The 17,797-nt window shown below is 67.3% G+C and carries 17 protein-coding genes and 1 pseudogene; 8 read left to right on the top strand and 10 right to left on the bottom strand.

The features are described 5' to 3' along the window. Positions 1-106 precede the first annotated feature (106 nt). On the bottom strand, positions 107-769 hold the full coding sequence (locus ABZX86_RS04140) for a PAS and ANTAR domain-containing protein (RefSeq protein WP_355119876.1): 663 nt from the start codon (positions 767-769) through the stop codon (positions 107-109). Between the two features lie 377 nt (positions 770-1,146). Between ABZX86_RS04140 and ABZX86_RS04135 the strand changes: the two genes are divergently transcribed. Both ABZX86_RS04135 and ABZX86_RS04130 read left to right on the top strand, forming a co-directional pair. Continuing rightward, the gene (locus ABZX86_RS04135) at positions 1,147-1,518 is read left to right on the top strand and encodes a helix-turn-helix domain-containing protein (RefSeq protein ID WP_355119746.1); all 372 of its coding nucleotides are present in this window, start codon (positions 1,147-1,149) and stop codon (positions 1,516-1,518) included. A gap of 268 nt (positions 1,519-1,786) precedes the next feature. After that, positions 1,787-2,590, top strand: a complete 804-nt coding sequence (locus ABZX86_RS04130) for a maleylpyruvate isomerase family mycothiol-dependent enzyme (protein WP_355119744.1) — start codon at positions 1,787-1,789, stop codon at positions 2,588-2,590. A 194-nt stretch (positions 2,591-2,784) separates the two neighbouring features. Here the strand turns inward: ABZX86_RS04130 and ABZX86_RS04125 are convergent. Next, a pseudogene (locus ABZX86_RS04125) lies at positions 2,785-3,150 on the bottom strand (SRPBCC domain-containing protein); the annotation flags it as partial. A gap of 38 nt (positions 3,151-3,188) precedes the next feature. Between ABZX86_RS04125 and ABZX86_RS04120 the strand changes: the two are divergent. Together ABZX86_RS04120 and ABZX86_RS04115 are read left to right on the top strand one after the other, a co-directional pair. Beyond that, positions 3,189-4,019 (top strand): hypothetical protein, encoded by an 831-nt coding sequence (locus ABZX86_RS04120; protein ID WP_355119742.1) that lies wholly within the window; start codon positions 3,189-3,191, stop codon positions 4,017-4,019. 176 nt (positions 4,020-4,195) lie between these two features. Beyond that, the gene (locus ABZX86_RS04115) at positions 4,196-4,615 is read left to right on the top strand and encodes a hypothetical protein (protein WP_355119740.1); all 420 of its coding nucleotides are present in this window, start codon (positions 4,196-4,198) and stop codon (positions 4,613-4,615) included. An 81-nt stretch (positions 4,616-4,696) separates the two neighbouring features. On the opposite strand, the gene ABZX86_RS04110 is transcribed toward ABZX86_RS04115, so the two are convergent. Then, the gene (locus ABZX86_RS04110) at positions 4,697-5,335 is read right to left on the bottom strand and encodes a DUF4097 family beta strand repeat-containing protein (protein WP_355119738.1); all 639 of its coding nucleotides are present in this window, start codon (positions 5,333-5,335) and stop codon (positions 4,697-4,699) included. A gap of 210 nt (positions 5,336-5,545) precedes the next feature. Between ABZX86_RS04110 and ABZX86_RS04105 the strand changes: the two genes are divergently transcribed. From ABZX86_RS04105 to ABZX86_RS04095, 3 genes are all read left to right on the top strand, one after another. After that, a complete protein-coding gene (locus ABZX86_RS04105) occupies positions 5,546-6,313 on the top strand; it encodes an ABC transporter ATP-binding protein (protein ID WP_355119736.1) in 768 nt (255 codons plus the stop codon). Further along, positions 6,298-7,866: a hypothetical protein gene (locus ABZX86_RS04100; protein ID WP_355119734.1), complete on the top strand. Its 1,569-nt coding sequence runs from the start codon at positions 6,298-6,300 to the stop codon at positions 7,864-7,866. The genes ABZX86_RS04105 and ABZX86_RS04100 overlap by 16 nt, the downstream gene beginning before the upstream one ends. A gap of 198 nt (positions 7,867-8,064) precedes the next feature. Next, positions 8,065-9,483: a hypothetical protein gene (locus ABZX86_RS04095; RefSeq protein WP_355119732.1), complete on the top strand. Its 1,419-nt coding sequence runs from the start codon at positions 8,065-8,067 to the stop codon at positions 9,481-9,483. 1 nt (position 9,484) lies between these two features. On the opposite strand, the gene ABZX86_RS04090 is transcribed toward ABZX86_RS04095, so the two are convergent. Continuing rightward, positions 9,485-10,612, bottom strand: coding sequence for a GDSL-type esterase/lipase family protein (locus tag ABZX86_RS04090; protein WP_355119730.1), 1,128 nt, complete (start codon positions 10,610-10,612; stop codon positions 9,485-9,487). Between the two features lie 110 nt (positions 10,613-10,722). Here ABZX86_RS04090 and ABZX86_RS04085 point away from each other — a divergent pair, with 110 nt between their 5' ends. Further along, the gene (locus ABZX86_RS04085) at positions 10,723-11,196 is read left to right on the top strand and encodes a MarR family transcriptional regulator (protein WP_355119728.1); all 474 of its coding nucleotides are present in this window, start codon (positions 10,723-10,725) and stop codon (positions 11,194-11,196) included. A gap of 276 nt (positions 11,197-11,472) precedes the next feature. Here ABZX86_RS04085 and ABZX86_RS04080 read toward each other — a convergent pair whose 3' ends face one another. The 6 genes from ABZX86_RS04080 to ABZX86_RS04055 form a co-directional block, all read right to left on the bottom strand. Next, entirely contained in the window at positions 11,473-11,826 is a 354-nt protein-coding gene (locus ABZX86_RS04080) for a hypothetical protein (RefSeq protein WP_355119726.1), read from the bottom strand. Then, complete coding sequence (locus ABZX86_RS04075) at positions 11,823-12,296, bottom strand: hypothetical protein (RefSeq protein WP_355119724.1); 474 nt, start codon at positions 12,294-12,296, stop codon at positions 11,823-11,825. The genes ABZX86_RS04080 and ABZX86_RS04075 overlap by 4 nt, the downstream gene beginning before the upstream one ends. A gap of 73 nt (positions 12,297-12,369) precedes the next feature. Further along, positions 12,370-14,064 carry an allophanate hydrolase gene (atzF, locus tag ABZX86_RS04070; protein WP_355119722.1) on the bottom strand — a complete coding sequence of 565 codons (1,695 nt, stop codon included), beginning with the start codon at positions 14,062-14,064 and terminating at the stop codon, positions 12,370-12,372. Between the two features lie 28 nt (positions 14,065-14,092). Further along, positions 14,093-16,405 (bottom strand): 5-oxoprolinase/urea amidolyase family protein, encoded by a 2,313-nt coding sequence (locus tag ABZX86_RS04065; protein WP_355119720.1) that lies wholly within the window; start codon positions 16,403-16,405, stop codon positions 14,093-14,095. Then, on the bottom strand, positions 16,402-17,019 hold the full coding sequence (locus tag ABZX86_RS04060) for an urea amidolyase associated protein UAAP2 (RefSeq protein WP_355119718.1): 618 nt from the start codon (positions 17,017-17,019) through the stop codon (positions 16,402-16,404). The genes ABZX86_RS04065 and ABZX86_RS04060 overlap by 4 nt, the downstream gene beginning before the upstream one ends. Continuing rightward, the gene (locus tag ABZX86_RS04055) at positions 17,016-17,765 is read right to left on the bottom strand and encodes a DUF1989 domain-containing protein (RefSeq protein ID WP_355119716.1); all 750 of its coding nucleotides are present in this window, start codon (positions 17,763-17,765) and stop codon (positions 17,016-17,018) included. The genes ABZX86_RS04060 and ABZX86_RS04055 overlap by 4 nt, the downstream gene beginning before the upstream one ends. Between the last annotated feature and the right edge of the window lie 32 nt (positions 17,766-17,797).

Genomic DNA, 17,797 nt, shown 5'->3' with positions numbered 1-17,797 from the left:
CCGCAACCCCGCCGGTGGCGTCGCAGAATTTGTGCGTCACCGGCGATCCAGGGGCACTGTTGCCGTAGTCGGCCGGGCCCTTGCCAGGCCCGCGCTGTGGAGTGGGCTACCTGCTTGGATCGGCGAGATCGGTTGGTGGGTCGGGTTGTTCGTGCACGGTGAGCAGCAGGTGGTCGAACTGGGTGCGGACCTTGACCGGGGCACCGTCGAAGGCGTTGACCGCGGCGATGAGTTTGGTTGCCAGGGTGCGCAATTTGGTGTTGGTCTCCTGGGAGCGCCACTGCAGCACTCGGAATGCCTGTTCGGCGTCGATGCCGTAGACGAACATCAGCACGCCCTTGGCCTGATCGATCACCGAGCGGGCCTCGACCACGTCGGGTAGGGCGTCGGTGAGGGCATCGCGTCTGCTCTGATCCAGCGGGACCGTCAGGTCGATGTAGTAGCCGGTCGTTCCGACGGTGGCGCCGGTGTCGTCGTGCATGCGGTCGCCGACGACAAGGACGTGGTGCACAACGCCGGCGGTGTCGATGATGCGGTGCCGGGAGCAGAACGCCTCGCCGTGACGGACCGCGGCGGCCAGGGTTTCGGCGACCGTGTCACGGTCATCGGGATGCTTGTGTGCGAGCAGCAGTTCCGTGGTCGGGACCACCGTGCCGGGTTCGTAGCCGTGCAGGGCGGCGACCTGATCGGACCATGCCCAGCATTGGTCGGCGAACCTGAACCAGAAGCTTCCGATCAGGTACGGACTGCCCGCGGCGATCTGCGCCAGGCTCGGCTGGCGGGCGCCAGTGTGCGAAACGGTGTCGGTCACGGGGGAGATTATGGGGCTCTTCGACAGCAGCGACAAGAGGTAAACGCGTTCAAGTGACGAACAAAATCTGCGGTGACGGGTGTAGACATTCGTCGCGAGGCGGTATACATTCACTGTCGTTCGAATTGAAAGATCCAGTAGCTCGCAAGACCGGCGTTTCAGGAGGTGGTGGTCACTGAGTAGTCCCATACCGGTTCCGCGTCCCGGAAAGCATCGGGGGCGGTGTACGAGATCGGCCCTATGGGTCGGTGAGCAGTCAATTTCCGATACGTAAATCTCCAGGCCCCGGCGCACAGTGCGCCGGGGCCTGACGGCGTTGAATCATGAGAGGTGCTGTGCAGCAACCGAACCCGAACCCCGCCGATGGCGCCAGCGCCGACGACAAGCTAGACGACGATGACTACCCCGCCTACAGCATGGGCCGGGCCGCCGAAATCCTCGGCGTCACCCAATCCTTCCTGCGCGGCCTCGACGCCGCCCACCTACTGACCCCGCAGCGGTCCGCAGGCGGCCACCGCCGCTACTCCCGCTACCAACTCCGAATCGCCTCCCGCGTCCGCGAACTCGTCGATGCCGGCAACACCCTCGAGGCGTCCTGCCGCATAGTCATCCTCGAAGACCAACTCGCCGAAGCCCAGCGCATCAACGCCAACCTCCAACACGCCCTCGATGAGCGCACCCCAGAAGACCCACCCCAACCCGGCTGACCAGCGCGACATCCACAGTTTCGATCTGGCGAAGGCCCGACGCACCGCAGTCGGGCCGCGCCGGGTATCGGCAGTGGTCGATCGGGTCGTTCCCGGCCTGGTTCTGGTGTCCCTTGTGCATTCGGCGGGAGATCCGAAAGGGTGTTGTCGGAGGCGGGTTCAGTGACGGTGCGGGTGTTTGCCGATGAGAAGTTGGTGGGGCACCGATGAGTTTGATCGTCATGGCCGGTCATATCCAGCGAAACGAACCTGCGGAAGGGGTAATCCAATGACCGAGCTGAATACTGAATCTGTGCGGCGGGCGATCGTCGAACATACTCGGGGACTGGCGGAATCGGCTGCTGCGGCAGGGCCGGACGCTGCGGTGCCGACTGCCTCGAAGTGGACCATCAGAGACTTGGTCGAGCATGTGGGTCAGACCCAGAACTGGGTTGCGTCGATCATCGAGCAGCGGATTACCGATCCTATGCAGCTGCCGATGGAGATGGCTGTGCTTCCCGCGGACCCTGAGCAGTGGTCGGCGTGGCTGTCGGAGTCCGCGCAGCGGGTGGTGAGCGCATGCTCCGATGAGGCGCTCGACGCGCCGGTGTTCAATCCCGCCGGGGACGAGCGGTCCGGGGTGCGATTCTGGATTTCCAGCCTCCTCAACGAGGCGGTCGTGCACGGCTTCGATGCTGCCGTCACGGCGAACCGGCCGGTCGATATCGACGCCGATATCGCAGCCGCGCTGATCGGTAACCACTTCGCGATGCTCATCTCGCCCACGTGGAAGATGCAGCGGGCCGAGTCCGCAGACGCCATTCGGGGGACCGGGCAGACTCTGCAGTGGCTGGCCACCGACATCGCCGATGACAAGGGCGCATGGATCATCGAACGGCAGCCGGACGGTCCGACCTGGCAGCACGGCACCCAGCCGGCCGATGTGACCGTGAGCGGCCCAGCACAATCGCTGCTGCTGACCCTGACCCGCCGACTCCCTCTCACCGACCGCGAAGCCGCCGACATCAGCGTCGACGGCGACATCGACCTCGCCCAGCACTGGCTCGACAACACCGCCCACGTCAGCGGCTGACCCGCGCCGACGGCCCCCATCGCCACGACGAGGCGAGCAGTCCGCCACGACGAGGCGAACGTTCGGCGCCCGCCGACGTCTTGGCATAAGAGGGGTGCTGGTGCGGGATGAGAAGGGGCGCAGTTGATTTCGGCGGGGTTCACAACACGAACGGGATCAGCCTTTTCGTGTGAGACATATAGTTCTCGATTCCTTCAGAGGTGGATCACCTCGCCGAGGCGCGGCAGGATGAGACGCTTCCAGCTTCGCTCCATGGCGTTGCGGGCCATCTTCTGCCGACGGTCTGTGATGTCGAAACCTGTCTGCGTCAAGAGAAGCCGGGTACCGCGGCCTTGTGGACGCATCGTCCAGTCGACGATCCACCTGGCGGGGTATTCGGCCCGCGAGTACATCCAGCTGTAGGTCAACTGGTCGCCAGGCCGGGCCGCCAGCACTTCGCAGGCGATTTCATCGATCGATGAGTCCGGGGTGGTGAATCGGAAGCGGGTTCCGGCCCTTGCGGCGAATCCGGTCGGACGAAGCAGCCAGCGCTCCAGCAGATCCGGCTCCGTCAGCGCGCGCCAGACGGTCGATCCGGTTCTATTGCGACGAAGGCATTGTGGAGTCGCGGCGCAGTGCGGGCGGGCATCGGATGTTCGAGGCCGACAGCGCCACTGAACGGCTGCTGCTGGTGCGGCGGTTGCGGGCGCTCGGACTCGGGCTGGACTCGATTATCGGTGTGCTGCAGGGGGAACGGTCGATCGATGAGGCCGTCGCTGCCGAAAGTGCGCGGCTCGATATCGAATTCAGGTCGCTGGGGTGGCGGCGGGCGGCACTGCGGGCGGTCGAGACGGCTGTTCCGGCGCAGCGGGCCGGGCGACTGGCCCTGCTGGCCGCCGCGCAGGACGGTGGTGCGGCACATGGTTGCCTGCAGCGGTTCTGGTGGCGCATGCTCGCACCGATACCTCGGTCCGATATCGATATCTATGTGGGCTGGAATGTCCCGGAGCCGCCCGCCGATCCGTCCGTCGACGAGGTTGTCGCCTACGCCGAATTGGCCGCGCTTGCCGCTGATCCCGAATTCAACCGGGCTGTGCGACAGCAACTCTGGCGGAATCAGCCGGAGCTGATCCGGAACCCTCGCGAATTGTATGTCGATGTGGGCGAATTGATGACGGATGTGGTGCCACTCGTATCGGAAGGCGTACGGCCGCACGGTGGCAAAGAGCTCGATCGATTTGTCAATGCCCATGCCGGTGCGCGAGGGCAGTGCGATTCTCCGAATTTCCGCGAGCAATTGCTGCTCGACGCCACCGACGCCGACCGCCGGATTCATCGCTACTGGGCTCTGACCGGGCAGTTCCTCGGAGCGCGCATCACCGTCGGACAGGCCCACAACTGGGTGTACAACGCGCTCGCACACTCCTCCGGCCTGCAACAGGCGGAGTAATTTTCGGAATTGACCGAAATGTCCTACTGACGATTCGTGCGAATTCTGGTCAGAGTCTGACAATCGCGGAATTGTGGCCGTATGGTCACGGCGGCAACGAATTCCAGTGAGGGAAACATGACCGAATCGCATGAGTCTCGACACCGCCGCCCGAATTCGCAGGGGGCGGTCGATCAGTGAAACGCGGGCTGAAGATCGCCGGAGTCGCCTGCGCCGGCATTGCCGCAACGCTGGGAGTTGCGACCGGCGTCGTGCGCGGCGGGCATGATCCGCACACCGTGCCGGATGGGCGACGCTCGGGGAGCGTGGTCACCGCGCTACCGGAGGCGAGTTGGTCGGGTGACGACGTACTGACCGTCGATGCCGCCGGCACCGAAGCCGAGCATTCGATTCCACCGGGCCGCTATCGCGTGCAGGTGATCCACCCGGCAACTCCCGGAACAGTGGCACGGTGTTCGGCCCGGCCGTGTTCGGCACTGGCGAATTTCATCGACGGCATGATCGCATCGGGTACGGACACGAACGCCATGGTCGAGATCATGCCCACGGATCGGGTCGTCGACCTGGTGAACGTGCGGCTCACCGCAATCGAATAGCCGCGAAGACCGAATCGCCGAAGGCCCCGAGGATTCGGGGCCTTCGGATCGGAGCTGTCGCCACCTCGAAGGCAAGACGCGTCACACAGCGGTGGAGTGCCCGATGGTGATATTGCCGAACGAGGTTCGCGCGAATACCTGCACGATGTCCTCGTCCGCTCCGCCGACCGGCCCCAGCTGATTCTGCACGGTGCCGTTCTGGGTATTGGTCTGCAGCCGCGCCGCGCTGCCCGGGCGGATGCCCACCTCCAGATTGCCCATGGAGGTCTCCAAGCGGACCACGCCGTGCGAGGCCGCACCGATGCGGATGTCGCCCTTGGCGGTCTTCGCGGTCACCGAACCACGCGTGCTGGCGATGTCGATATCGCCGGCCGACACCGCCAGATCGCACTCGCCGAGTTCGCCGGTGCCCCGCAGCTTGCCTTCTCCGGCGGTCGCTGTGAATCGGGATCCGCTGGGCGCCTTGATGATCACCTCGATCGACTGGTTGCTGCCGAATGGGGAGTGCGTGCGCCACCCCTTCGGGGCCTGCACCGTCAGCGCGCCCGCGGCGAAATCGACCCGAGTCTGCTCGGCGGCGTGCACATCGGCCTTCTTGGAGGCATCGGCCGGCCGGACCTCCACGACGGTATCGGTGCGGTCGGAGGCGATGACCGTGACATTGCCGGACAGCGTGTCGACGGTGATGGCGATCGGTTCCTGGGTCTGGAAAGTAGTCATGACCTGTACTCCTGCGGTATTCGCGACCCGGGGGCCGCGGCTGCTGTTTGCTGACAGGAACTACTTTCGCGGGCACGGCTGATGCCGACCTGACGCCGGCCTGATACGCCCGCTGACACGATGCCCGGCCCGGAATCACCGTCGAACCGGATGGGACTGCCGTACGTATCGTGGTTGAGGACATCGACTCTGGCGCTGCTTGGAGGGGTTATGACGGCTGGTGGGCAGTTGGCGCTCGAATTGGATGGGCTGTTCAAGGCTTTCGGGGGACCCTGGGTGGTCGAGGGAGTGAGCCTGGCGGTGCCGCCCGGATCGTTCTTCGGGCTGGTCGGGCCCAATGGGGCGGGAAAAACGACCACGCTGTCGATGGCAGTGGGTCTGCTGCGGCCGGATCACGGGGCGGCTCGGATATTCGGAACCGATGTGTGGGCAGATCCGGTGCGGGCCAAGACTGTGGTCGGGGTGCTGCCGGATGGATTGGCCTTGCCGGAGCGGCTCACCGGGCGGGAGTTGTTGACCTACACGGGATTACTGCGCGGAATGGACAAGACCACCGTGGGGGAGCGGGCGGCGGAATTGCTCAGCGTGCTCGAGCTGACCGGCGCGGAAAACACTGTGGTGGTGGACTATTCGGCAGGTATGCGGAAGAAGATCGGCCTGGCCACCGCGCTGCTGCACGCGCCGAAACTACTGGTGCTGGACGAGCCGTTCGAGGCGGTGGATCCGGTGTCCGCCAGCACTATTCGCACAATCCTGCAGCGCTTCGTGGCCGCCGGAGGCGCGGTGGTGCTGTCCAGTCATGTCATGGCGCTGGTGGAGAACATCTGCGACCGGGTGGCGGTCATCGATAAAGGAAAGGTCGTCGCGGGCGGGACAGTCGCGGAGGTGCGCGGGGCGGGGACGCTGGAAGAGGCATTCGTGCGACTTGTCGGCGGGCATGTCGGCGGGGAAGAGGGGCTGTCATGGTTGGCGTCCTGATTCGAATGCGCCTGCGGCTCACCGCGAGAGCCATGCGCGAGGGCCGGGCCGCGCTCAACTTCTGGATCGGCAGCCTGTTCGGCCTGGCCGCCGCGCTGGTGACGGCCGGCATCATCGGGTTCGGGCACGACACCCTGCACTCCGGCGTGACGATTGCGGCCGCGCTGTTCGGCGCCTGGACGCTCGGCTGGATCTGCGGGCCGATACTCACCGGCAGCAGTGACGAGACGCTGCAGCCGGAGCAGTTCCGGCTACTCCCGCTGACCGATCGGCAGCTGGCATACGGGCTGGCGGCGGCCGCCTTTGCCGGGCCCGCGGCGGTGATCAACCTGGTGGCGTTCGCGGGATTGATCATCCTGGCCGCGCCGCACGGCATCGCACCCGCACTGGTCGCGATCGTCGGGGTGGTACTGCAACTGATCTTCGTGGTGCTGCTGTCCCGTGTGGTGATGGCCTGGCTCGGCGCGGCCATGCGCTCGCGGCGCGGTAAGGATCTGGGCGTGCTGCTGGCGGCGCTGCTCGGTCTGGCGTACTACCCGATCAACCTGCTCGTCTCGAATCTCGGTCCGACACTGGAGAAGGCGTCGAGCGGGTTCGCCACTCCACTGCGCGCCGTGCCCTCGGGGTGGGCGCCCGCCGCCGTGGAGGCCGCCGCTCGCGGGGACGTGCTGTGGACGGTGCTGCCGCTGCTCGGACTGGCAGCGCTGTCGCTGGTGCTGTGGCAGGGGTGGGCGGTACTGCTGCACCGGCGTCTCACCCTGCCGCCCGTCTCCGCCGGGCAGGTGCTCGACGGCGAGAACGGCCTGCTCGAACGCTTCATACCGGCGACACCCGTCGGCGCGGTAGTCACCAAGGAGCTGCGCACCTGGTGGCGGGACAGTCGCCGGCGGGCCTCGCTGCTGCCGCTGCTGCTCATCGGATTCGCGCTGCCGGTCTTTCTGGCCATCAAGAACGGGAATACCGGAACCATCCCGTTCGCAGGCGCTTTCGTCGTATGGCTGGCAACCATGGGCGGCACCAATCTGTACGGATTCGACGGCACCGCGATCTGGCAGACGATTGTCACGCCGGGTGCGGCGCGGGCCGATGTGCGCGGGCGGGCCATCGCGTGGGCAATGCTGGTCGCACCGGTGGCCCTCCTGGCGACGCTGATTCTGCCGGGCATACTCGGGCAGACGCGCCTGTATCCGTGGGCGCTGTCCACGCTGCCGGTGCTACTGGGCGTCGGCATCGGCGCGGTGGTCTTCCTCTCCGCCTATGCGGCGTTTTCCCTTCCGCCGCAACGTGGTAACCCTTTCTCCGGCTCCGGGAATCCCGGCTGCGCGAAGCTACTCATGCAGCTGTCCGTCGGTCTCGGACAGTTGCTGATATCGGTGCCGGTGCTGGTGATTCTGGGTGTCGGTACGGCGCTGGACAATCCCTGGGTGCAATGGCTGGCGCTGCCGCTGGGTCTGGTGCTGGGCGGGTTAGCCGCAAGCATCGGAATCCGCCTCGCGACGACCAGGCTGGAGAGCAAGGGGCCGGAGATTCTGGTGGCTGTCAAGCCTCGTTGAACCGCGATTTCCCTTTCCCGGCAGGAGGACTCGCCGCTACTTGCACCGAAATCGCTTGTGCGCCGCGAATCGGGTAGCCCACTACTGCCGATATTCGCTCCGCGATCCCGCACTCTGGAGCCGGCGGGCGGTACGCCGGGGCGTCTGGCGCCCCAAGCCGCTCGCGTACAGCTCGAACGGCATTGGGAGACAGCGGAAGTGGATCAAATCCTGTATTGGAACGCGGTGGCGCTGGAGTCGGACCGCATTGCGCACACCGACATCGCCGCCGCGGAACGCGGGTCACGCGGGCCGGTGGGCAGTTCGCGGGCGCTCGCGATCGTGCACCTTGCCATGCACGACGCCTACTTCAGCATTTTCGGTGCGGCGCACGGGACCTGGCTGACGGAGCCGCCGGTGGCGGCCAATGGGTCCGCCGTCGAATCCGCCGTTGCGGTAGCCGCGCATACCACGCTGACCGCGCTGTATCCGGCGCAGCACGCGCGCCTGGACCGCGCACTGCGGGAGGCGGGATTGCGCGGGCCCGGTACGGGGCGCGGCGGTGCGCACGGGCAGGCCGTCGGGCGCGCGGTGCTCAAAGCCCGCGCCGGGGATCCGAGCCTGTTTGACGGTGATTATCTGTCCGATATCGTGCCGCCCAATCATCGGCCCGATCCGGTCAACCCGAAACAGGGTTACTACGCACCGCATTACGGCGCGCGGTCGCGGTGCTTCGCGGTATCGCGGCGGTACACCTTGGATGCGCCGCCGAAGCGCAGTGATCCGCGCTATCTGGCGGCGCTGCGGGATGTGCGGGCCAAGGGCATCACGCTGGAATCGGCCGCGGCCGGGCCACCTCGCTCCGCGGCCCGCACGCCGGACGAGACTCTCATCGCGGTGTTCTGGGCCTATGACGGGGCCCGGCAGATCGGAACTCCGCCGCGGTTCTACAACCAGATCGCCCGGACGCTGGCCGCCGCGCGGGAAAACACCGTCGAACAGAATGCCCGCCTGTTCGCGCTGGTCAATACGGCGCTTGCCGATGCCGGAATCCTGTGCTGGGACGAGAAATACCGGCACAATCTGTGGCGGCCGATACTCGGTATCCGGGAGTACGATCCGGCCATCGGACCCGAGGCCGTCCCCGGCCACGATCTCGACCCGGACTGCGATCCGTTCTGGCAGCCGCACGGCGCGCCGCGCAGTAATGAGACGGCCGTCAACTTCACGCCGCCGTTCCCGTCCTATCCCTCCGGGCATGCCGCGTTCGGGGGAGCGGCCTTCCAGATGCTGCGGCGCTGCTACGGCGCTGTGGGTGCCGGGCCCGACTCTCTCACCGACGGTACGGGTTTCATCTCCGATGAACTCGACGGCGTCAGCACCGACAATCGCGGTGTGGTGCGCGCCCGGCACGTGCGCATGTTCCTCGACGGACTCTGGCAGATGATGCAGGAAAATGCGCGCAGTCGCGTATTCCTCGGTGTGCATTGGGCTTTCGACGCATACGCCACCGATGCCCGCGGCATGATGGATCTGTCGCAGAACATCGGCGGTGTGCGGCTCGGGCGGGATGTGGCGGACAATCTCTGGACCGGTGGGTTGAAGCAGGACCGAGCCGCCGGGCCGCGGCTGCCCTGAGTCAGGAGTGCGCCGCGAGCGCGGTGAGATCCACCGTCTTCGCCATGGCCTGTGCACCCGCGTCATTGAGGTGCATGCCGTCGCCGCTGTCGAATTCGGCGCGAATGAAGTCGGGGCGATCCGGATCCTGCACTGCCGCAGCGATATCGAATACCGCATCGAAGACCGGAGTGCCGCGCAGCCATTCGTTCACCGCACGGCGCACCGGAATGCCTTCGGCCACACTGAGACCCGGGTAGATGGCCCCGGCGAACGGTCCGATGGTATCGGCGTAGATGGGCAGGCCCGCCTGGTGTGCCAGCCGTGCCAGCTCGGTGAAGCCGGCGATCAGCTGCTCGGCCGTCGCGGTTCCCGACAGGATCAGGTCATTGATACCGAAGTTGACCCACACGCCCGTGACCCCGGGCACCGACAGCACATCGCGCTCGAATCGGGACAGGCCGTGCTCGCCGATTTCATCGGTGAGCAAACGGGTTCCGCCGATGCCCTGGTTCACTGCCCACCCGCGGGGGAGTCGCGCATTGAGCGCATCCACCGAGCGGCGGTTGGCGCCGGGCGTGGAACCGACGCCTTCGAACCAGGAGTCGCCGAAGGCCACGAGCACGGGGGCGTCAGCGGTGGTGAGCACATCGACACCCGTGAGGAAGAAGCGTGAGCCGATCTCCTCGGGGGCCGGCAGGGCGGCGGCGCTCGTCCGATCGCCTGCGACTACCCAGCCCGGTTGTGCCGGAATGTGGGCGAAGGCGGCCAAGCCGGTGTCCTCGGGCAGGTACAGGCTCAGTGCCAGTTCCGCGCCCGCTGTCACCGGCAGGTCGACGGGGTCGCTGATTGCGGTGGCTCCAGCGGGAATACGCACCTGTGTGGATCCGGCGAAGCGCACGGCGGTATCGGTCTCGGCGACGATTTCATCCGCGGTCTTGTGCCGCGCGAGGCGCGCGGCACCGATCACCAGCTCGTTTTCGGAGTAGCGATTGGTCAGGTGTACCCGCAGTCGAGTGCCGCCGCCGGCCACCCGCAGCACCTGCCGCAGGGTCTCGTCGGCGAAGCTCCGGGGTTCGGCCAGCCGGATCTGCTCGGCCGGATTCACCAGTGGCGCACGGAAAACGGCCACCCAGCGTGCTGTGCTCATGGGAACCTCGATTTAGTTGCGGTGCGGAATATTGCGTTGACAAGAATCTACTCGATTTGTTCCGCGTGTCAACTATCCGCAAGGCAATGGTCTGGTCTAGGTTGGTCCCCGTGGATCCCAAGCATCTCTTCGATGACCCGCGCCTGACCGCCGTCGGCCTGCTGTTCGAGGCCCACGACGGCGTGATCGCCCGGCTCGGGCCGACCTGGAAGGCCAGCGGGCTCTCCGCGCTCGACCTGAATGCGCTTATGCGGCTGAGTCGTTCGCCCGGGCGCAAGCTGCGGATGACCGATCTGGCGACCCAGACCAATCTGTCCACCAGCGGTGTCACCAGACTGGTGGATCGCTTGGAGCGCAATGGATTCGTCCGCCGCGAGGCCGATCCGGGCGACCGCCGCAGCTCCTACACTGTGCTCACCGCCGCCGGCGCGACCCGGGTGGCCCGCGTCCTCCCCGCCTACCTCGACGGCGTCGAGCGCTGGTTCACCGGCTTGCTCGCCCCCGAGCAATTGGACGCCCTCACCTCCGCACTGCGCATCGTCCGCGACACCGCCAATCCGGAAGCCACCCACACCACGGACTGACCTGCCCCTTCCTGCCCGCCTCCTTCGACGCCGTCGTCTCGGTAGCGGCCCTCCAACACGCAGGGAGCCCGCCCCCATCCGAATGGCCGAACTACTCACCCCAGGAGGCGCACTCGCCCTCCTTGCTCCCACTCCACACCTACTCCGAAATCCGCTCCGTGACCCACCGCACCCTCCCCGGCTCCTGCTACCGCCGCCACGTCTACTGGCGCTGCTCGATCACCTGGACCAAGCAGGCTCCATGAGCCGTAATCGGCCGACTGTGCGCAACTGTCATCACTCTGTCGACTTGGGATGTCCGGTACCGGCGTAAACGATCCACGCAGTTCGCCTCTCGTCATCAACGAGGTACCAGATCCGGCCGCCGCTGGTTACCTCGTATTGCCAGCGTTCCAGTGCGGCTCCCTTCCAGTTGGCTGATCCGAGGGAGCCTTTCAGGCGGTGGTGGCGGTCCGGGTTGGTTGCATCTCTCGGGTCGGCGCGGATTGTGTCGAAGGCCCGGCGGAGGTTGGCGGGGGCCTGCTGGGCGAGCTGGTCCCAGCCGGTGGCGGCTTCCGTTGTGGCGAAGCGGATTTCGAACTCCGTGTGCAGGGGTGGTGGTGCGGCGCGGTCGCCGCGCTTCGGGCTCACTCGTCGGCTCCCGGTGGTGATGCCGGGCCGAGATCGCCCTCAGGATCCTGGGTGACCAGTTTCAGCAATGCGGGATCGGCATGGATTTCGGCGGTGTTGCGCCACTGGGTGAGGAGTGTGGCCAGCGGGGCGAGGTTTTCGAGTGCGGCTGCGCCCCTTGCTACTTCGACGAGTTCGGTGACGAACTGATCGACGTCCTTATCGGGCAGGAAGGTGATCCACGGGACGGCGTCGGGGAGTACTTCCCGTACCGCGCCGGCCCCGAATTTGCGGACGACGCCGGCGAGCAGGCGCGCGGTGAAATCGACCACCGCGCCCTCTGCGTCCAGTTGCTCAACCCGCATCAGGGCCAGATCTCCGGCGTCGCGGCGGCGCAGGCGCAGAGCGCGCACCTGGTCGAGGCGACCTGTGGTGACGGCGGGCTTGTGTAGCAGCTCGCTGAAAGGGACGACATCGTAGGCAGCACTCATGACATCCACACTACCTCGGATGTTGACCTATTGTGGCGGCATACCGCTGGTGGGTGCTTTGCGGGGTGACCTGTCAGCCGACGGCGTCGGCGGCTAGGGCGGCTTTCCAGCCGGGGTATTCGCTGAGGTCTTTGGCGGATTCGGCGGCGGCGCCGGTGCAGCTGAAGCCGGGGTGCCAGGTGCCGTCGGAGAGTTCTATGGAGCCCAGTTGCATGGGGGTGGGGAGGTTGGCGAGGAATTGGCCGAGGGCGGCGGGGGAGAGGAGCCAGCGTTCGGCGGTGATGGTTGCGCCGGGGGTGCCTTCGGGGAGGCGGGTTACGGCTGGTTTGGGTGGGATGGTGGTGAGGGCTGCCAGGCGGTAGTTGGGGGAGGTGTGGACCTCACCCGCCCAGCGGGCGCCGAGGGTGGTGAGTTGGTGTTCGAGGGGCTGGCCGCGCAGGTGTGCGCCGAAGACGATCAGGTCCATGTGCGGCGCGACGCGGAGGGGCCAGGCCGGATCCTCGAGTGGAGCTGATTCGGTAGCCGGTGCGGATGCCTCGTGACTGTTCGGGCCGAGAGGGTTGGGGACGGCTGTGGATGAATTCGGTGCTGCGGCAATGAGGGTGGCGATGTCGTAGGCGACGGCGTCTTCGAAGGCTCGGGCCAGGACGGTGACGCCGAAGGGGGAATCGCCGGCGGTGCCCGCGGGGACGGCGACGGCGCACATGTCGAAGAGGTTGCAGAAGTTGGTGTAGGTGCCCATGCGGGAATTCACGCCGATGGGGTCGGCCGCCACCTCGGCGAGGGTGGGATGGGTGGGGGCGGTGGGGGTCAGCAGGGCATCGGCGCCTGCCAGACTCGCCATGGCCAGCGTGCGCAGGCGCTCCAATTCGGCCAGGTCCGTGACCAATCGGTGGGCGGGGATGGTGCGGGCGGCGCGAATGATCGAACCCACGGTGGGGTCGGTGGAGCCGGGATGGGCGTCGACGAAATCGCCTACCGCGGCGTATCTCTCGGCAACCAGTGCGCCGTTGTACAGGAGTTTGGCTGCGGCGAGGAACGGTTCGGGATCGATCTCGACGATGGTCGCGCCGCTCTCCCGAAGAGCGGCGACGGTGCGTTCGAAAGCGCTGTGCCACAGGGGATCCAGATCGGGGAGAGCGTTGAAGACCGCCACGACGGGCGCGGGCGGGGCGGCCAATCGCGTATCGGCGGGCCACGGGCGGTGCGGTGCCCCCGCCGCCATGACACCCATGGCGCGGTTCGCCAGTGCCAGGTCGGCCGCGAAAATGGTCACGCAGTCGTAGGAGCGGCAGGCGGGAACCACACCGTCCGTGGAGACCACGCCGATCGTCGGTTTGATGCCGACGAGGCCGTGCAGCGCCGCCGGGACCCGGCCGGAACCGGCGGTGTCGGTACCGATGGCGATATCGGCCTCGCCGCGCGCCACGGTCGCCGCGGACCCGGAACTCGAACCGCCGGAGATGTATTCGGGACGCAGCGCATTCTCGACCGCGCCGTACGGCGAGCGGGTGCCGACCAGGCCGGTGGCGAATTGATCCAGATTGGTCTTGCCCGCCACCACCGCACCGGCGGCCCGCAGGGCGGCAACGACGGCCGCATCCCGGTCCGGAAGATAGGCGTAATCGGGGCAGCCCGCGGTGGTCGGCACTCCGGCGACATCCACATTGTCCTTGACCGCCAGCCGCAGACCCGCCAACGGTCCTGTCGCGTCGGCGGTTTCGGCGATCACCTCGGCCTCGGGGCGGCGGTGGATCCACACAGTCATGCTCGGGTCTCCTGTCAGTGGTTCGACTTCACGGCGTTTCGGTCAGCTCGCCGGCTTCTCGCCACGAATTACGTTCGGCGGTAAAGGCATCCGATTGCTTGGCGCGGAATTCCTCGATGGAATCGGCATTGTCGGTGAGGAAGCGGCGGTAGTCGGCCAGCCGGAACTCACCGTCCGCCGCGAGCAGTTCACCGCGACCGGCGGCCACATCGGAGCGCAGATCCAGCAGCTCCTCGCCGCTCACCGGATACCAGCTGATGCGGTCGAAATACCGCAGCAGCCAAGGATCTTCGCCCACACCGGTGGAGCGGTGATTCCACACCTGGGTGGTGCGGCCGACGAACTGGTAACCGCCGGGACCCTCCATGCCGTAGATGCACAGGTACGCGCCGCCGATGCCGACCGCATTCTCCGGCGTCCAGGTGCGGGCCGGATTGTATTTTGTGGTCACCAGGCGGTGCCGAGGGTCGGTGGGGGTAGCGACGGGAGCGCCGAGATAGACGTCGCCGAGGCCGAGAACGAGGTACTCGGCGGCGAAGACGGTATCGAAAACATCGTCCACCGAGGGCAATCCGTTCATGCGGCGGATGAACTCGATATTCCACGGGCACCAGGGGGCATCGGCGCGCACACCGTGCATGTAGCGGGTGATGGCCTCCCGCGTCGACGGATCGTCCCAGGACAGCGGCAGGCGCACGGTGCGGCTGGGCACCACCAGTTCGTCGGCGGAGGGCAGTTCGGCCTCCACCTCACCGAGCAGGTCCAGCAGCTTGCCGGTGGGCAGGCGATCGGGATCGGTGCGCACCTGCAGCGAGCGCACGCCCGGGGTGAGCTCGGTGACACCCGGCTCCGCGCGTTCGAGCAGCGCCTGGTGCAGGGCGTGCACGCGGGCGCGCAGCTCCAGATCCAGTGTCATATCGCCGTATTCGACGAGCAGGCCGTCATTGCCCGCGCGGCGATAGGTGACGGCGGTTTCCGTGCCCTCGCGCCGGGCCACGATGCCGTCGTCCCCGTCGCCGCCGGAGGACAGCACGATCGGCCAGGCGGCCCGGCGTGCGGCGCCCAGCTCTCGCAGCGAGGCCGCGCGGTCCGCGCGGACCGGGACGAAGCGCACGCTGTCACCGGGGGTGAGCTGGCCCAGCTTCCAGCGATCGGCGGCCACCACGGTGACGGGGCAGACGAAGCCGCCCAGACTCGGGCCGTCGGGGCCGAGCAGGATCGGGGTGTCGCCGGTGAAGTCCAGTGCACCAATCGAATACGCGGTGTCGTGGATATTCGACGGGTGCAGGCCCGCCTCGCCGCCGTCCTGTCGCGCCCACTGCGGTTTCGGGCCGACGAGGCGGACACCGGTCCGATCGGAGTTGAAGTGCACCTCGTAATCGGTGCCGACAATGGTGTCGAAGTCGCTGCGGGTGAAGAACTCCGGCGCACCGTGCGGGCCCTCGGTGACGGCCAGCTCCCAGCGCCGGGTGAGCACCGGCTGATCATCGCCGGGCACGCCCGCGCTCACCTTTCCGGGCAGGCCGAGCGCCAGCCCATCGTCGACCGCGAGCGCCCGACCGGTACCGCCGCCGAACTTGCCGAGTGTGAAAGTCGCACGGCTACCCAGGTATTCGGGCACATCGATGCCACCGGCCACCAGGATGTAGCTGCGCATTCCCGGTCCGCGCACCGCGCCGACATCCAGTACGCCGCCGGCCGGAACCAGCACGCTGCGCCACTGCCGCACCGGACGGCCGTTCACGGTGACGGGTACCGGAGCACCGGTGACACACACCCAGGTCGGTGCGTCGAACCGCAGCGCCGGTCCGCCGAGCGTGCATTCCAGCCCGGCCGCACCCTCCGGATTCCCCAGCGCGCGATTGCCCAGGCGGAACGACAGATCATCCATCGGACCTGAGGGCGGCACTCCCACATGCCAATACCCGACGCGGCCGGGCCAATCCTGCACGGTCGTCTGCATACCGGGGCGAACGACATGAACCGTCCGGGCGGCGGGCGCGCCGTCGGTCGGCGAGACCGGCTCGTCCTCGAGCACCGTGGCGGTGCGGTCCACTGCGGCGAGATCCGCGGTGGGGGAATGACCGACCGACCTGAGAATGCCCTCCGCGCCGAGGCCGCTCACCGCGCCGGAAATGCCTGCTGCGGCTGGGGCTTGCGCCGTGCCGGAGCCGCTCACCGCGCCGGAAGTGCCTGCCGTGGCGGGGGTGTGCGCTGTGCCGGAGACGCTCACTACCGCAGCGTGTTCCGCGGGGGTGAGGCCGCGCAACGCGGCGTCGACTGCGGGGCCTTGCTGCGGTGCCGGTGCGGCGACCGTGTTCTCCGGGAGCGTTGTCGTCATCGTGTCACCACCATTCGCACCGGGGTCGGGTCGAAACCATTGCAGGGGTTGTTGATCTGCGGGCAGTTCGAGACCAGGACGAGGGTGTCGATATCGGCGCGCAGGGTGATCTTCTTGCCGGGCGCGGAGAGGCCGTCGACAATGCCGAGGGTGCCGTCAGCCTCGACCGGGACATTCATGAACCAGTTGATATTCGAGACCAGGTCGCGCTTGCCGAGGCCCCACTTCATGCCCTCGGCGAGGAAGTTCTCCACGCAGGCGTGCTGGTGCCGGGTGTGGTGGCCGTAGCGGAGCGTATTGGACTCCTGCGAGCACGCACCGGCGACGGTGTCGTGATTGCCGACCTCATCGGCGACAACGGTCATGAGCGCGGTTCCGGCATCGGTGCGCAGCACACTGCCCGTAGTGAGGAAGATATTGCGCTGCGCCGCGACGGTGGCCTGCGCGCTGTAGCGCTCGGTGTGATCATCGGCCGCGTAGAGCAGGCAGTCCACCGCCTGATTGCCGTGCAGATCGATGATCTCCAGCTGCTCACCGGCGCGCACCACGGTCGACCAGGGTGCGCGGGCGGGGACGGTCTCGTCGAGGACGATGGTGCGGGACGAGGTGATCATGCGAGGGCCTCCAGAGTGCGGGCGTGCCAATCCAGTTCGGTGTTCTGCACCGCGCGCAGGTATTCCGGGTCGGTGCCGAGCTGCTGCGCCAGCTCTTCGGGGGCGGACCACGCCACCAGATCGAGATCCGTGGTGGGAGTGGGATCGAGGGGATGCGCGGCATTGGCGACCAGCACCGTGACCGGGAGCTGGATGAGCAGCTCGACCGCGCCGCCCGGTCCGGCGCTGCCCGTGGAGACGAGCCCGCCGTCCGAATCCACTCGCACACCGCGGAAGAAGGACACGGTCGGCCCGATATCGCGGGGCTCCAGGCCCTGTTTGACTCCCGCCATCCGCAGCCGGTCCCGCGCATGTGCCGAGGTCCCGCAGAGGGTGTCGTGATGACCGGAGGAATCGGCGACGACGGTGGCGAGCACGCGGCCCTGATCCGACAGCAGCGGATGCCCGGCGCCCAGGTACGCCTGCCACGGAACCTTCACGGTATCGGCGACATTCAGCCGCTCCCAAGGTGATTCGGCGCGCAGCAGCAGCAGATGCGCACACGCCGCACCCCTCGGATCGGACAGGCGCACCCGGGTGCCGCGAGCGAGCACGATATTGGCATACCCGCCGGCGGGAATCCGCTGTGCGAAGGTGATTTTCGCCGAATCCACGCCTTCCGGCAGCTCGGGGCCGCTGATGGCCGCCCCCGCAGCCTGTGATCGTGCGTGCGCCCGCGCGCTCGAGGTATCCGCGGTGTTCGTCATTGCTACTCCTTCCATGCGCCGCCTGCCAGCGG

It is taken from the genome of Nocardia sp. NPDC006630 (genome assembly GCF_040611495.1).
Lineage (GTDB): Bacteria > Actinomycetota > Actinomycetes > Mycobacteriales > Mycobacteriaceae > Nocardia.
The sequence above is the reverse complement of the archived record's forward strand: the minus strand, read 5'-3'. Positions and strand labels throughout refer to the sequence as shown.

Bases quoted from the DNA above. Each gene is read 5' to 3' on its own strand.
- ABZX86_RS04130 (WP_355119744.1), top strand. From the start codon at position 1,787: ATGACCGAGCTGAATACTGAATCTGTGCGGCGGGCGATCGTCGAACAT.
- ABZX86_RS04110 (WP_355119738.1), bottom strand. From the start codon at position 5,335: ATGACTACTTTCCAGACCCAGGAACCGATCGCCATCACCGTCGACACG.
- ABZX86_RS04105 (WP_355119736.1), top strand. From the start codon at position 5,546: ATGACGGCTGGTGGGCAGTTGGCGCTCGAATTGGATGGGCTGTTCAAG.
- ABZX86_RS04100 (WP_355119734.1), top strand. From the start codon at position 6,298: ATGGTTGGCGTCCTGATTCGAATGCGCCTGCGGCTCACCGCGAGAGCC.
- ABZX86_RS04090 (WP_355119730.1), bottom strand. From the start codon at position 10,612: ATGAGCACAGCACGCTGGGTGGCCGTTTTCCGTGCGCCACTGGTGAAT.
- ABZX86_RS04075 (WP_355119724.1), bottom strand. From the start codon at position 12,296: ATGAGTGCTGCCTACGATGTCGTCCCTTTCAGCGAGCTGCTACACAAG.
- atzF (WP_355119722.1), bottom strand. From the start codon at position 14,064: ATGACTGTGTGGATCCACCGCCGCCCCGAGGCCGAGGTGATCGCCGAA.
- ABZX86_RS04065 (WP_355119720.1), bottom strand. From the start codon at position 16,405: ATGACGACAACGCTCCCGGAGAACACGGTCGCCGCACCGGCACCGCAG.
- ABZX86_RS04060 (WP_355119718.1), bottom strand. From the start codon at position 17,019: ATGATCACCTCGTCCCGCACCATCGTCCTCGACGAGACCGTCCCCGCC.
- ABZX86_RS04055 (WP_355119716.1), bottom strand. From the start codon at position 17,765: ATGACGAACACCGCGGATACCTCGAGCGCGCGGGCGCACGCACGATCA.